This window comes from Mucilaginibacter sp. P2_A5, from assembly GCF_056404995.1.
In genome coordinates this window covers 38,357-53,476 of sequence record NZ_JBFUCY010000002.1, presented here as the reverse complement: position 1 = coordinate 53,476, position 15,120 = coordinate 38,357, and the positions used below count along the sequence as shown (strand labels likewise).

11 protein-coding genes are annotated in these 15,120 nt (G+C 41.4%); 7 read left to right on the top strand and 4 right to left on the bottom strand.

Going from position 1 to position 15,120, the window contains the following annotated elements; genetic code table 11:
- The first annotated feature begins 204 nt into the window (after positions 1-204).
- Positions 205-2,700, top strand: coding sequence for a M14 family metallopeptidase (locus AC1DXF_RS01880; protein WP_477445543.1), 2,496 nt, complete (start codon positions 205-207; stop codon positions 2,698-2,700).
- Between the two features lie 147 nt (positions 2,701-2,847).
- On the opposite strand, the gene AC1DXF_RS01875 is transcribed toward AC1DXF_RS01880, so the two are convergent.
- Complete coding sequence (locus AC1DXF_RS01875; RefSeq protein WP_477445541.1) at positions 2,848-3,264, bottom strand: acyl-CoA thioesterase; 417 nt, start codon at positions 3,262-3,264, stop codon at positions 2,848-2,850.
- 379 nt (positions 3,265-3,643) lie between these two features.
- On the opposite strand from AC1DXF_RS01875, the gene AC1DXF_RS01870 reads away from it, so the two are divergent.
- From AC1DXF_RS01870 to AC1DXF_RS01845, 6 genes are all read left to right on the top strand, one after another.
- Entirely contained in the window at positions 3,644-5,662 is a 2,019-nt protein-coding gene (locus AC1DXF_RS01870; protein WP_477445539.1) for a M13 family metallopeptidase, read from the top strand.
- A gap of 1,012 nt (positions 5,663-6,674) precedes the next feature.
- On the top strand, positions 6,675-9,545 hold the full coding sequence (locus AC1DXF_RS01865; RefSeq protein WP_477445537.1) for a hypothetical protein: 2,871 nt from the start codon (positions 6,675-6,677) through the stop codon (positions 9,543-9,545).
- 11 nt (positions 9,546-9,556) lie between these two features.
- Entirely contained in the window at positions 9,557-9,877 is a 321-nt protein-coding gene (locus AC1DXF_RS01860) for a hypothetical protein (RefSeq protein ID WP_477445535.1), read from the top strand.
- A gap of 909 nt (positions 9,878-10,786) precedes the next feature.
- Positions 10,787-11,269, top strand: a complete 483-nt coding sequence (locus tag AC1DXF_RS01855) for a hypothetical protein (protein WP_477445533.1) — start codon at positions 10,787-10,789, stop codon at positions 11,267-11,269.
- 555 nt (positions 11,270-11,824) lie between these two features.
- Positions 11,825-12,397: a cupin domain-containing protein gene (locus tag AC1DXF_RS01850; protein WP_477445531.1), complete on the top strand. Its 573-nt coding sequence runs from the start codon at positions 11,825-11,827 to the stop codon at positions 12,395-12,397.
- A 331-nt stretch (positions 12,398-12,728) separates the two neighbouring features.
- A complete protein-coding gene (locus AC1DXF_RS01845; RefSeq protein ID WP_477445529.1) occupies positions 12,729-13,136 on the top strand; it encodes an EthD family reductase in 408 nt (135 codons plus the stop codon).
- A 202-nt stretch (positions 13,137-13,338) separates the two neighbouring features.
- Here AC1DXF_RS01845 and AC1DXF_RS01840 read toward each other — a convergent pair whose 3' ends face one another.
- The 3 genes from AC1DXF_RS01840 to AC1DXF_RS01830 form a co-directional block, all read right to left on the bottom strand.
- A complete protein-coding gene (locus AC1DXF_RS01840; protein ID WP_477445527.1) occupies positions 13,339-13,860 on the bottom strand; it encodes a hypothetical protein in 522 nt (173 codons plus the stop codon).
- 28 nt (positions 13,861-13,888) lie between these two features.
- Positions 13,889-14,389: a hypothetical protein gene (locus AC1DXF_RS01835; RefSeq protein ID WP_477445525.1), complete on the bottom strand. Its 501-nt coding sequence runs from the start codon at positions 14,387-14,389 to the stop codon at positions 13,889-13,891.
- Positions 14,390-14,717: 328 nt separating this feature from the next.
- Positions 14,718-15,065, bottom strand: coding sequence for a winged helix-turn-helix transcriptional regulator (locus AC1DXF_RS01830; protein WP_477445523.1), 348 nt, complete (start codon positions 15,063-15,065; stop codon positions 14,718-14,720).
- Between the last annotated feature and the right edge of the window lie 55 nt (positions 15,066-15,120).

The following is a 15,120-nucleotide window of genomic DNA, read 5'->3' as shown; positions in this document are numbered from 1 at the left end:
TCAGGTTCCCATAGCGGAAAGATCAGGTAATCTCTTAATCTGATAATCTGCTTAATCCAGGTTCAGGCAAGTCATCTTCAAATTTTCAAATCCTCAAATTTTCAAATGTTCTTTTGTAACAATCTCCACATCTGCACATTTGAAATTTGCACATCTGCACATATTTTCCGCATATTTAGCTTTTACTACCATCTATTCAGTTTTATGATAAAAAAGCTACTTGTTGTTTTATTGGCTGTTGTTTTCGCATCAGCTGCGTTTGCCCAAAAAATACAATCGCCTGAGGAGTTCCTGGGTTATAAGCTGGGTACACAGTTTACTCCGCACTACCGTATTGTTGAATATTTTAAATATGTTGCCCAGGCTTCAAAAAACGTAAAGCTGCAGCAGTTTGGTACTACCAACGAGGGCAGGCCTTTGCTGGCTATGTTCATCGCATCGGATGAAAACATTGGCAGGTTGGAGGAGATTCGCCATAATAACCTGCGGGTAGCCGGTGTTGAAAGCGGGCCTGTTATTACCAATGTACCTGTAATTACCTGGTTAAGCTATAACGTGCATGGCAACGAGCCGGCATCAAGCGAAGCCGCCATGTGGACTTTATATGATTTGGTCGATCCATCAAACGCGCAAACCCAGGGCTGGCTTAAAAACACGCTGGTGGTTATTGACCCTTGCCTGAACCCGGACGGACGCGACAGGTATGTTAATTTTTATAATTCGGTACACGGTCTGTCGCCCGATGCTTACCCAACCTCGCGCGAGCATGCCGAGCCATGGCCGGGCGGCCGGGTAAACCACTACTACTTTGATCTTAACCGCGATTGGGCCTGGCAGCAGCAAAAGGAAACGCAGGCACGCGTAGGCCTGTATAACCAATGGCTGCCGCAAATACATGTAGATTACCACGAGCAAGGCCCCAACGCCCCATACTACTTTGCCCCAGCTGCCGAGCCTTACCATAAAGACCTTACCCAATGGCAACGCGATGCCCAGGTACTTATCGGTAAAAACAACGCCAAATATTTCGACCAAAATGGCTGGATGTACTTTACCAAATACGAGTTCGACCTGCTGTACCCATCCTATGGCGACACCTACCCGTTATATAACGGCTCAATCGGGATGACTTATGAGCAGGGCGGTATTGGCGCGGGCCTGGCCGTTGTTAACCGCAGCGGCGATACGCTTACGCTGGTTCAGCGGGTGGCGCATCACCATTCCACGGGTTTAAGTACGGTTGAAACGGCATCGGCCAACGCCCAGAAATTTAAAGACGAGTTTAAAAAGTTTTATGATAACAGCCGCGCCAACCCGCCGGGCGAATACAAAACCTACGTTGTTAAAAACGACAACAACAATAAAATAAATGCCATGGCCAAACTGCTTGCCCGCAATGGTATTCAATATGGTTTTGGTTTGGCCAATAAATCGGTTACCGGCTATGATTATATGAGCGGTAAAACCGAAGCATATACCGTTGGGCCTAATGATTTGGTGGTAAACGCCTATCAGCCCAAAGCGGTATTGCTGCATGTGCTGCTGGAGCCAAAAACTATTATCCCCGATTCAAATACGTATGATATTACAGCATGGTCGTTACCCTATGCATTTGGGTTGAAGGCTTATGGTGTAAAAGAATCGCTAAAACCGGCAAGCGCCGAGTGGGGTATTACCGCGCCGAAGCCTTTGGTTAACACCCATGCTTACGCCTATGTATCGTCATGGCAGTCGTTGGGGGATGTTAAATTCCTTGCAGCGTTGTTTAAAAAGAAGATCAGGGTACGTTATGCCGAAAAATCATTTGAGGCCGCAGGCAAAACTTTTGCCCCCGGATCGTTATTGATAACGCGGGCCGGTAATGACCGTGCCGATTTTGACCAGGTGGTTACCCAAACCGCTGCTGAGCTTAACCAGGAGGTTACGCCACTTTCATCGGGCTTTGTGGATAAGGGCTCAGACCTGGGATCTGATGCGGTTAAGTATATCCGCCAGCCCAAAGTAATGCTGGTTGCCGGCGATGGCGTAAACTCCGAAGGCATGGGCGAGGTTTGGCATTTGTTTGAGGCGCAATTAGGTTATCCTATTACCTTGATCAGGTATCAGGACATTGGCCGCACCCGCCTGTCCGATTTTGATGTGGCTATTTTCCCGGACGGACGCTACGATGATTTTCTGTCGGAGAAGTTGCAAAACTGGATCCGCGATGGGGGCAGGCTGATTGCCATTGATAATGCAGTGGCAGCGCTGGTTGATAAAAAAGGCATCCTGCTTAAAAAGAAGGATGATAAAAAAGACGATAAAGATAAAGACAAAACCGTTAAAATTTACGGCGACCGTGACCGGGACGCCATCCGCGGCATGATCCCCGGGGCTATATTTAAGCTGAACCTGGACAATACCCACCCGCTTGGTTTTGGCCTGCCCGACTATTATTATTCACTAAAAATGAACGATGATATTTATGAGTTATTTGGCGGCGAGGACGGCTGGAATGTAGGCACCATTAAAAAAGATAGTTATGTATCGGGCTTTGCCGGAGCCGCAGCCAAGCAAAAAATTAATAACGGTTTGCTGCTTGGCGTTCAACCCATGGGCCGCGGCTCGGTTATATATATGGTTGACGATCCGCTGTTTCGCAGTTTTTGGGAAAACGGCAAGCTGCTGTTTAGCAATGCGGTGTTTATGGTGGGGCAGTAAGCCCCCCAGCCCCCTGAAGGGGGAGCTTTTGATTTGCTAAAACGTCTGTCGGCTTAAACGGCAGGCGTTTTAGCAAATCAGATGTTAATGGCAGGCTTAAATACCCGCCATTAATCTTTCCCTAACAATTTATTCACCATTCACTACTCACCACTCACCAACAGGGGCGTCTTTAATTTTCTCGAGTATTGATGCTGGCAAATAAGGCCGCCCGCCTGTTGCGGGTACGCAGGTGCCTGTGAATACGGCTTTGGTCATTACCTTATTATTAAAAATGATGGATTGTTTAAAGTGTAGTTTAGGCAGGCCTGCCTTATCAGTATATAGCGTGCAGGTAACCGAAAATTCATCCCCTTTTTTTAACGACCGTAAAAAACTGATGCTGTAGTTTGATAGCACCATATGAACGCCGTTTTTAGCCTCGGTTTCAAAATCGAAGCCCAGCACTTCCCTGATATAATCATGCCGGCAATATTCCATATAAAACGGATAGTATAAGCCATCCATAATTTGCTGCACATCTATGTGCTCGTCCTTGGCAACGTAAGTTTTTGAGTATTCCATGGTGGTTGATTTTAACGGGTAGCGGGCAAATATATAGCAATCCGACGTATGGTACCCACCATTTCTGTCTCAAATCTCAAATCTCACATCTAAACATGGCGTACCCCCGCCGGTAGAAGCGGGGTCGTGCTTTCCCCTCATACGCCTGCAGGCATTACGCTCATTGGCCGGTATCCGGTACAATCACTTACGCGAAATTGGGGTACTGATGAACTTTGAGTAAGCTGCTAATTTGTTTTAGCGGTGGTTTACCTGTCAGCAAGGTATACGCGACAGCCGTGCACCAACGGAGGCGGAGGCACAACCATTTAAACAATTTCCTTCTTTTTCATTCCCCAACATATTCCTAAATTATTACCTTTAAACAAATTGACTGTTTATGAATAAAGTATTTTACCTGTGTGTAGCGTTGGTTGTTTTGGGTGCCTGGAAATACCAGGACGATCATAAAAAAGGTTTTGTTGACGTTGCCGGGATCGACTCCCTGACAAAACCCGGCGATAATTTTTTTCGCTTTGTTAACGGACGCTGGTACGATACCGCCAAAATTGCTGCCGATCAATCGGGCGTGGGTTCTTATAGTTTCATGAACATTCCGCAAAAGCTACTGCTGCAAAGCATCCTGGATAGTGTTTCAAAAGCCCGGAACCCAATGGGCAGCATCGACCAAAAGGTGGGCGATTTTTACGCTTCAGGCATGGATACCGCAACTATTAACCAACGCGGATACCAGCCCATTAAACCGGTACTGGCACAAATTGATGCCATTGCCAACGTGCCCTCACTCATCAAATTTGTAGCCGCGCAGCTAAAATCCGGTAACGACCTGATTATTGGCTTTGGTATTTATCCCGACAATAAAAACAGCAGCATCAATATTGCCCATGCATCACAAACCGGCATTGGTTTGCCAGAAAGGGACTATTATTTTAAAACAGATTCATCTACGCTTGGCATTCAGCAGGCCTACAAAAAATATATAAGCACCCTGTTCCGGTTAACCGGGAGCAGCCCTGCCGCCGCCACAAAAAACGCGGCTATCGCTTACGGCATCGAGCAGCAAAACGCGGCATCGCATAAAACCAATGTCGAATTAAGGGATGTTAACGCCAATTACCATAAGGTAGCGGTTGCGGCCATCAGCAAAACACAGGCTAATATAGGCTGGCCAACATTGCTTGCCGAACTGGGCGCCACAACCGACTCGGTTGATATGGGCCAGCCCGCTTATTACGATAAGCTGAACGTACTGTTGAAATCGGTATCCATAACCGACTGGAAAATTTATTTAAAAGCCGCCACCCTCCAAAACTACGCCGAAATACTGAGCAAGCCATTTGTAGATGCCACGTTTGAGTTTAATAAAGTATTAAACGGGCAGGCCGTACAAAAAACCCGCAGGCAAATCATGACTCAAAACGTCGACAATTACCTGGGGCAGGCTTTGGGGCAATTGTATGTGAAACGATATTTTAACGAGGATGCAAAAAAACGGGTACTTGTATTGGTAAACAACCTGCAAAAATCTTTCGAAAACAGGATCAACCACCTGGACTGGATGAGCGACAGCACCAAACAAAAAGCAAAAGAAAAATTATACGCCATCACCAAAAAATTGGGCTACCCCGATAAATGGCGCAATTACGATAAGGTGCAGATAAACCGCACCAAATACTTCGAAAATATCCTGTGGCTTAAACAAAACGACTACCAGTTTCAATTGGCCAAACTAAACAAGCCTGTTGATAAAACAGAATGGGGCACCACGCCATCTACGGTTACCGCTTACTACAATCCCTCGTTTAATGAGGTTGTTTTCCCGGCGGGCATCCTACAGTTTCCCTATTTCGACTTTGCGGCAGATGACGCTATCAATTATGGCGGCATCGGCATGGTGATTGGCCACGAAATGACCCACGCCTTTGACGACCAGGGCGCGCAGTTTGACAAAGACGGCAACGTAAAAAACTGGTGGACAAAAGAAGATTACGAAAAGTTTAGGGCCAAAACAAAACAGCTGGCCAATTTATATGGCTCCTTTACCGTTTTAGATACCGTACACATAAAAGGCGCACTCACCCTGGGCGAAAACACCGCCGACAATGGCGGCATAGCCATAGCCTACGACGCATTTAAAATGACCGAACAGGGAAAAGGCAACGTTAAAATTGACGGCTTTACGCCCGACCAGCGCTTCTTCCTGTCGATAGCCCAAATCTGGAGGGTAAAAACCAGGGACGAGTTCCTGCGCACCTACGTAAACACCAACCCGCATTCACCAGCCATGTGGCGTGTAAACGGCCCGTTAATGAATTTCGCCCCGTTTTACAAAGCATTTAACGTGCAGCCGGGCGATAAAAATTATAAGGCGGAAGATCAGAGGGTTAAGATTTGGTAGGAGGGAACTCAATTGTTGTTGAGAAAAAAGTAGAAGTAAAAAATAATATCGAACACTGAATTTCGAATATCCAACACCGAAGTTTTCGGTTCATTATTCGAAATTGGATATTCAGTGTTCGATATTAATTCTATTTTAACTTTCTTGAATTAATGACATTGCGGAAGGGGAGATAGGGGTTAAATAAGGCGCTCAATCCCTGCACCCTCTCGCTTGCAGAAAACCTCAACCAAGCTAATTCATGGGCGTTCCCGTTGGTAGAAACGGGCCGTGCTTTCCCCTCATACGCGCACAAGGCATTAGGCGCGAGGTCCCGATAAAATCGGGATACAATCACTAACGCGAAAACCGTTAAACAAGAAATCCCCGATGTTATCAGGCATCCGGGATTTTTTAGCTTCTGGCCGGTGTTACCCACCGTACCAGCCAGGGTTTGCGTTTTAAAATAGCCTTAGTTGGAAACCTATTTGGTGATTGCCTTTGGCCTTCCCTGAGGCTAAATGAACGGGGCATAACACCGACAACTGGCTGAAACATGGTTAACATAACTTAACACATTTTATGTAAATTAATTATAAATATTTGATAATCAAATGTTTGTAATTAAACATGGTTAACATTGAATTGGTGCTTTCCGCAGTTTGGGAGCTTGTAAAATGTTTGTGTTTGTTGGCACTAAAAGAGGCACCGAAGGGCATGGGCTTTAACCGAGAGATCATAGGGTTAAGATTTGGCAGGGAGGATAACCTATATAAATTCGCATTACCCTTTTAACCCTGCCTAATAACACAAAATCCCAATCCAGTTAAGCATCCGGAATTTGCATATTCAATACTTAGCATGCGGACCACAAGGGGGACCTTGCGGTAGCTGGGGGAATAAAATACGGGACACATTAATAAGCAACCAGACTTAAACTATTTTTTTTATTTGGATTTTTAAATCAATAAAATTTGTAAATTCGATGTAAATATATTGCAGTCAATTAGTTGCAAAAAAAATATTACAAGCTATGCAACCTAACCCCTTATCAGAAAAAAGTTGGATTCATCCGATTATCGATTTGCTAAATGACAAAGAGTATGGTGAGGCATATTGTCTTGCAGATTACTATCCCGCTACCCTTGAAAGAAATATTACCCAAAGTATTGCTCTTATTGGTCAAAAAGATTTGCTTCGAGCTAATTTATTAATAAAAAAGAACCTCGAATCATTTTTATCACTTAGAGATTTTGTTAATAAGATGTTACAATTGGGCTTCATTCCAAACGAAATGGGAGGTGATAAATTTTCAAGCAGTGATCCGAGCGAATATATTGAAACCATCTTGATAGTATCAAAATTAATACTTGATCCACTAACTATTGACGAATCATGGCGCGCGCTATATGCAATTGTGGCGAAGCCGAATTGCCAAGATAAATTACTTATTAATTCAATACTAACTTGTCTTTATCAGATCAAAAGTGAACCTGAAAAGCTCTTAAATTACGCAGAGATAGTGGTTGCTAAATGTTACTGGGACAGGAACGATAGCGAATTAAAACAACTTGGCGCGTTTTTTTTAGCAGAAGCTATTTCGACACCTGATATAAAATTTACACTTCTTGCACATGCCGCGGAGATAATTCAAAAAAATTACCCTCTAAACCTTGATCAATTGAATTATGTATTTGATAGAATATTAATAATAAAACCCGATGGGCGTAAGTGGGTTTTGTCAAAATATCAATTTTTGTTTGATTCATACGGCTTGGAAGAATACAAAACTCAGTTCCTAGATAAAAGCATTTTTTTTTCTAAGAATCTTCGCGATTTTATAGTTTTAGAGACACGAAAGGCAAAAGATCAAATCCAATTGCTTATCCAATATCAACAATATAAATATGCGAAATGGTACGTTCCGGGAGATGAAATGCTTTTAGCAACTGCAGTATTTTTAGATACAAATAATAAAAACGTCAAAATTGAACTTATACTGCAGTTATTAAAATACGAAAATACACCTAATGATTATTTCGCCTTCGAATTATTTGCTGCTTTTTTAGACTTATTTTTCAAAGAGGTTGGAAGGTCTGCGCAGGCATATTTAATAAGATTTTATACGATTAAAAATCACGCAAAACATTTTGAACAGCTATTATTATCAATAAATAAGTATCAACATTTTTATAAAAAATACACCAAAAAGTCATTAATAGCATTTTTAGAGCACGAAGAACAAAAAGAAAACCATAGAGAGTCATATAGTTTAGGCGGTGATGTAATTTACAGTATAGGGGGAGTGAAAAGTGTGAGCGGAATACTAGATTATCACGTTGAGATTGGATCCGACTTTAATATTAAAATGGACGGAGAAATTGCCACTCCTAAGGAAAATGTTCAAGAAATGCCATCGAATGAAAAACGCTTTACCTTCATTGACTTTCCTTCAAAATGTCAAATAAATAAAAAAGTACAATTGCGCGTTCAGCTAACAAAAGCTATACCGTCTTATACTCGAGTATTAAAACAACTCGATTTATTAATCAATTCCGAAACAAGAGAAATATGCTTAGAAATTAACATTAGCGCTAAGGGTTTCGCGTTGAGAGACTGGCATAAACAATTAAGGTTTTTAGTAAGTGAAGATTCTGAAATTGCTGTTTTTGACTTGGTCGCATTAGATACCGGAAAACACGCAATTGAAATTGAATTTTTTTTTGAAGCTGCCAGGGTTGGCTACGTTATTGTAGAAACCGAGGTTGGTTATTATTTGAATGGTGTAGATACCCCCTCTGATTTCAAGATTATTCAGGACCCGTTAACTGTTCTAGCAATTACAGAAAACCACACAGCATCGGTTCCTAAATATACCCTTAATGTACTATGGATGGAGAAGGAGCGAAAATTATCATACCGTGTTTTGTCGATCGATAGCGAACAAAACTTAAGTTGGGAAAAAATGGATCCCCCTTCAATAGAGCAAATTTCTGATTATCAACGCGATTTGAATGCTTTTTTATATGAAGTTGCAACACAAGCAAACCCAAATGACGACTATTGGGATTCAATTTCCGTAAATATGCAGGGGTTAGGTAATACGTTATTTCTGGAACTAATACCAGCAGAACTAGCGATATTGATAAAAAAATGGCCCCCCGACACAGTTCTTATAGTTTCCACTAATGAGCAATGGATTCCTTGGGAACTAATTTTTGATGGCGAGGATTTTTGGGGAAGTAAATTTATCGTTGCCAGGCATCCTAGAATAACTTTAGCAAGTGGAGTTCCAGAAAAAGACCGACATCAAGGCAATCTAAAACAAAAGATTAATAGAGTAGTTAATGTCATTGGCGGGGGGGTTCCTAAAATAGAGGCCGAACGAGCAAGACACCTGTTTGACACAATTATTTCTAAGGAGAACATTGAAATACTCACCGAACAGCCCGTATCTGTATTTTCAAAAGCATTACTTGAAACCGATGCCATTCATTGCACATGCCATGGACATCTTGAGCCACATATGCTGCAAATTGCATTAGATAAATCAAGAATATTAAACTTACCGCCAGATACAATAAAATTGCTTCCATTGAAGCAAGGAAGTATGGTCTTTGCAAATGCTTGCTCGTCCTCGGCACCAATACTAAAATTTGGTCGGTTCAGTTCATTTGGCTGGGAATTTTATCTAAATGGTGCAGATGTTTTTATTGGCACCTTAGGAGCGGTACCTATTACTTATGCCATTAGTTTCGCCGAAGATGTTTATAAAGAACTTTTTTCAGGGGATTCAAATGTTGGACAGGCAGTTCTTGCAGCCAAGAGGACGGCAACTAAAAAAAGAAATCTATTTTGGTTGTTTTATTGTATTTATGGTGATCCTTTTTATTCAGTTAACTAAAATTTAAGCACATGTCATTAGAAATTTATGCAATTACTTCTGAATCTGGTAATTCAAGTAACGTAAAAATAGGAAACTCTGAAACTCTCGCTACATTGGGCGGAGCTGAAGATACGATTGCCGTCCAGCTCAAGGAACTTCTAAATTCAGTAATAGAATCTATATCTGAGGATGTAACAGAAGAATGTAACGTGAGTATTGAAGTTAGTGGTTCCGTTAATCTTAAGGCACAAGGTGGGGTTAAGTATTTGTTTTTTAATGTTAGCGGAGAGGCAGCTACTAGTAATAATATGAAAGTTGTTTTATCGACTAAAATTCAACCAAAGAAATAATTAACTCCGCCCTTGTTGGTGTTCCCGGCCGCACTTTGTTGGAGTTGTCTCCAACAAATTCGTCGACCATTAAAATGTCGCAATAGCCAAAGCCATCTGACCCCGATTTTATCGTCATCAATTGGCAGGGTCGTTGTCTAATAGGAATTGGCATACAGCTTACGTTTTAACTAGTTTGCCGCCGGGACCGAAGTTGTTGGAGACAACAGGTTGACCGAGAATTCAAATCCAACACACGAGTATTCGGATAGGTATCTGAGACAAATTGCTTTTACGCGATTCTCAGGGCACTTAAAATAATTCTCGGTCAGCCTGACAACTCCAACAACGGCTTCGGAAGTAAGAATAGGTAATATAAAAGCAAAAAAAAAGAGGCTTACACCTCTTTTTAAATCTGCAACCGAAGCGGCAGTAAAAACGGACAAAGCTTACCAGTTGAGGGTTAACTCAAAACTGCTCTTTGTAATCTTCAGCTTTAATCGTAAAGCGAGAAGAAAAATCAAAATTTCTTTCAAAGTATTAGAAAGCGGCTGTTAGGATAATGGGGGCCAACCCTCGATTTTTTTTCCCCCTTGGCGCAAGTGTTGTGCGGCTGTATGCGGGAGGCTCACTTGTGACTTTGTAAGCCATTCACATCGCAAGCCCCCCTTGGCGCAAGTGTTGTGCGGCTGCAAGCGGGAGGATCACTTGTGGCTCTTGTAGAACAACTAACCATGTCGTAATCCTCGGCTCCACTCTTCGATTCGGCAAACAGGCACAAGCCACTGTGCCGTCGTTTCCAACGCTCAAGACTGCGCCAAGGACGTGTAAGTTTAATAGAAATAGGGTGGTTAAAGACCATTCCAACAACGGCTGTAAAATGTTATAATTGTTAAGCCCTTTTGTGGGCTTTTTTTTATTCATAAATAAATGAAATTAGAAGATTGGTTAACAATTGCACATCTACACAGAGGGCAATTAATAAGCGAATTTACAGTGCTCGAAATCGCAATAGAGTATTATTTAGCGGAACATTTCGTTTTTGATAGTTCTATGCAGAACTCATTTCGCTCAATTATTCTTAACAGAATGACTTTTGAAAGTAAAAGAAGTTCATTTAAAACTATTTTGGAACAGAAGGCGATCGATAGTGGATTCACAAAAACTAAAAGTAATACTTACCCACATGGTAAATTTCTTGACGAAATAAGAAGATTAAATGATGAAAGAAATTATTTTGCACACTATACACTGGTGGGTAATAGTGACTTCGACAAAAACCAATATGTTATTGGCTTAGCGGAATTTAGAGATAGTACAAAATACAAATGGTACACCATTGAAGATTTTAATGCGTTAATCAGGCGTATCAGAAAAGCTACAAACGATGTTCTAAAACTTAAGAATCTATAAGGCCCCCAAACTGGCGCACGCGTAATTTTCCGCTGGCGCACTACGTGTCGCTGCCGCCCCTCGCTCCCGCAAGAGCTTTTTTCGCTGCCGCCTCCAGGCTTGTGTGCCCGCTGACAGGTAAACGCCATGCTAAGTATACGCCACGCAAATCCCGGATGTTATAATATATATCCGGGATTTTTATTTTAAGCGGGGCGAAAGGGTAATATTAAAAGATTGAGATTAACAAGTTGTGTAGTTGATTGTGCTAAAGGCATGGCGTATATTGAGCATGCGGGCGCACAAGCCAGGAGGTTCGGAGATTGATGAGACGAAGTCTGGTAAAATGAAAGATCCTTCCGCCAATTAGTTTCGCTTATGGCTGGTGTTATCCCCAGCTCCTCCCGCTCGCGCAAGCACTTTTTTCTTCGCTGCCGCAACCCACCCCTAATTGATATATCAGGATGCACCGGCATGCAAAAGTTTAATTTAAACTTTATAATATAAATTATAATTAACTTTATATCAGCACATTTTTCGTTGTCTGTCTATCCACTGCACATTAACCTTATACCTATGAAAAGAAACAGATTTATAACAACCGTATTAACGTTCGCGGCTATTCCATTTACATCATTTGCCCATGGTATAAAAAAGTATGGCGATACCCGTACCAATAAAGGGTTTAAAGTACAAGCCGGCGAAGGGAGGGTTCACGGCCATATTAAACTTAAGGGCGTAAATTCAAATATACTTGATGTGAAGATATCCGGGAAAGATACCGATGGCGACCTGGCTATTTTTGAACAAACCAGTTTATCGCAAGGCCGTGGCACGCCCTTGCACATTCACCCAAAGCAGGACGAAGTTTTTTATGTTGTAGAGGGGGCCTACTTTTTTAAAGTTGGCGATGATAAATTTCATTTAAGCGCCGGTGAAAGTATTTTTTTGCCCCGTGCTGTTCCGCATGCCTGGACACAGGTAAGCGAAAAAGGAAAGATGACAGTTACTTTTCAGCCCGCGGGTAAGCTGGAGGAGTTTTTTTTGGCGATGCAGGCGTTAGATCATGAACCATCGCACCCCGAACTTGAAAAGATTTTTGCCGACCATGAAATGCAGCTGGTAGGGCCGCCACTAAAAATTGAGTAGGCAGTTGCCTGTTAACTATGATTTTAAAGTATTAAGCCAAAAAAACAGGGCTGCACTTGGTTGGAATTATCTCCCAAAAAACCGAAACCCGTTACAATGTTATAATAGCCAAAACCCTTTGCCCCGCTCCAGCGAGTACTTTTTTGCGCTGCCGCAAGCCTGGAGGCAGCGGAGGGAAGTAGTGACGATCACCGTTATTTGAAAACACACCAGGGGCAAAGAACGATGGTATAAAAACCTTAAATTTTAGTCGACATAACGTTTTGTGAATAAATACAATATGTTAATATTTGTATATTAAATTGAACACCTTCAGTTAAATAAACCAATTATGAAATTAAGGCTGATTTTATCATTTCTCCTTTTAACCATTTCTGTTACTGCGTTTTGCCAGGAAAAGCAGAACGTAACTATTGTTGAAAAAGGCTTAATTAAAGTATCTGTCATGTACCCTTATGCCGAAGGTAAGACCTTTAATATGGAATATTATGAATCGAAGCACATGCCAATGGTAGCGCGGTTTTTAGGATCAAATTTGGTTAAATACACCATCGAAAAAGGGATTGCCAGTGGTATTCCAAACCAACCGCTGCCTTTTATGGCTATTGGCACATTTTATATAAAAAGCCTAAGCGACTATCAAGCTGCTATCGCGCCAAACAGAGATGCCATTCGTGCTGATTTTTCAAATTATACCAATATCAGTCCTGTCATTTTGGTAAGTGAGGTGATAATGTAAACATAACATTTTTTTGCTTCTGTTCGGTATTATCACCGCACCAGCCAAGGCTTGTATTTTACATATGCTTTTTTGCAAATTTATATAATACCGGGCTTCTGTAAGGCCAACCGGAAGTGCTGCGATGATAACGCCGATCACAGGCTAAAACGGCCCTAATATTAATTATTAAGGCCGTTTACTTTTTTAAATCCGAAGAAGATTATTCGTACAAATGAAAGGCGATACTATGTTTAACGTATTTACTTTCCGCTTCTAAAATAGATTTATTGTTTTCTATTTCATTGATTTTTTCCTTTTCCAACAAACGGTACCATAAGGCAACAGGAAAATTCTTGTTGGAGTGAATATGTAACCTCAAAATGATTCTATCCGTTGGTTTTCTATGCTTCCCAATAATCTGGCTGATGGTACTTGCTCCAACATCGATATCCCTGGCAAAATCGGCATAGTTCATTTCAAGGCAGTTGATATATTGGTGCAGGAAAAACCCAAAGTCGTATCGTTCTTCAAACCTGGGAGATACTAAATAATCTTCCATCAAAAATTTTAACTGTAATAAACGGTTTTTTGATTTGCTTTCTGCGGATTCCGCATCAGACTTTTGTTTTCTAAAATCACGAAATGCATTTAAAAGCTCATCTCGTTCTTGTCCTGTTACAACATCCGGGAAAACGTAAGATTCTGCTAAATCTTTAAGAGTATAATCTTTGTGTGTGCTCATTGTTTCTGTGCTTAAATGTAACGAAGAATTATTTCAGATATTTCTCAATCAACAACCTGCTTGTTTGACCGTAAAGTACAAGAATTCCTTCGGGCCTGGTTGGGGTTCTGATTGGCATACGTTCGAAACCATAAATTTTAATATAATGAGTAATCAGGTTAGTTTTGGGGACTAAAAAAACAAATCCATCATGTCCCCGTTTAATGGACTCGCGGCATGCAAAGGCTATAAGGCAACCGCCAATATTTTCTATTTTTTTGTCTTTACCAACATTTTCGATAGTAACTTCCAGTAACCCGATTTCAATTGCATCTGTTTGAGGGTCGGTATGATCAACAATACACATCAAGCCTAAAATTTCGTTGTCATTTTTAAGCTTTAGTTTATAAACTTCTTTACTCTTGTATAATGACCAATCAAACTTCGAAAATCTCTTTATGTCTTTTTTTATAGCTTTGAGATCTTCTTTCGATACAAGCAGGATCTCGGCTTCAAATTCGACACCTGATTGTACATTTTTAACTTTCATTATATTTCATGCAATATGTAAAGATAAGAAAATTCATTACAAAAATGTAAATTATTTACATTTTTGTAATGAATTTGGATTGTTAGCCTAACCACATTGTAAGCCCTCTTTGGCGCAGTGTTATGCGGCTGCACGCGGGAGGCTCACTTGTGCCATCGTAGCTTGCATAGCGGACAGTAGATTCTTCGTTCCTCAGAATGACAGGGTGGCTTAGCTTCTGGTGGATGTTTAGCTTCCGGTCGGTGTTATCACACCGGTCACAGGCTAAAAATGGGGCCAAAATCCGTAATTGGGCTTTACAACATCACATTTACATAAACGGTGTATTTTATAAACTATGCTGATGTAGTTGATGGGCTAAGCCCCATTTGTATATCTCGGTAAGCATGGGAAGCGTTGTTTGCCCCAATGGGGTAGGCCTGTATTCTACAGTTGGGGGCACCGTAGCAAAAATCTCCCGGCTTATCAGGCCATCGCGCTCGAGTTCTCTCAATTGCATGGTGAGCATGGTTGGCGACACACCGGTGATCTCTCTCTCCAATACTTTAAACCTTTTGGGACTTCCGTTAAGTAAGGCATGCAGAATCCGCAATTTATATTTACCGCTCAGTAAATTAATTGCGTAATTCACCGGGCAGCTAATTTCTTCATCAGTATTAAATTTTATTGTGCTCATTATCAGTAATACTACAGTTATTTTAACTAATACAGTTTTATTATACTACTTGTAA

What these genes read in the sequence shown, in the direction of transcription:
- AC1DXF_RS01845 (WP_477445529.1), top strand. Translation starts at nt 12,729, where the DNA reads ATGAAATTAAGGCTGATTTTATCATTTCTCCTTTTAACCATTTCTGTT.
- AC1DXF_RS01880 (WP_477445543.1), top strand. Translation starts at nt 205, where the DNA reads ATGATAAAAAAGCTACTTGTTGTTTTATTGGCTGTTGTTTTCGCATCA.
- AC1DXF_RS01830 (WP_477445523.1), bottom strand. Translation starts at nt 15,065, where the DNA reads ATGAGCACAATAAAATTTAATACTGATGAAGAAATTAGCTGCCCGGTG.
- AC1DXF_RS01835 (WP_477445525.1), bottom strand. Translation starts at nt 14,389, where the DNA reads ATGAAAGTTAAAAATGTACAATCAGGTGTCGAATTTGAAGCCGAGATC.
- AC1DXF_RS01850 (WP_477445531.1), top strand. Translation starts at nt 11,825, where the DNA reads ATGAAAAGAAACAGATTTATAACAACCGTATTAACGTTCGCGGCTATT.
- AC1DXF_RS01860 (WP_477445535.1), top strand. Translation starts at nt 9,557, where the DNA reads ATGTCATTAGAAATTTATGCAATTACTTCTGAATCTGGTAATTCAAGT.
- AC1DXF_RS01875 (WP_477445541.1), bottom strand. Translation starts at nt 3,264, where the DNA reads ATGGAATACTCAAAAACTTACGTTGCCAAGGACGAGCACATAGATGTG.
- AC1DXF_RS01855 (WP_477445533.1), top strand. Translation starts at nt 10,787, where the DNA reads ATGAAATTAGAAGATTGGTTAACAATTGCACATCTACACAGAGGGCAA.
- AC1DXF_RS01870 (WP_477445539.1), top strand. Translation starts at nt 3,644, where the DNA reads ATGAATAAAGTATTTTACCTGTGTGTAGCGTTGGTTGTTTTGGGTGCC.
- AC1DXF_RS01840 (WP_477445527.1), bottom strand. Translation starts at nt 13,860, where the DNA reads ATGAGCACACACAAAGATTATACTCTTAAAGATTTAGCAGAATCTTAC.
- AC1DXF_RS01865 (WP_477445537.1), top strand. Translation starts at nt 6,675, where the DNA reads ATGCAACCTAACCCCTTATCAGAAAAAAGTTGGATTCATCCGATTATC.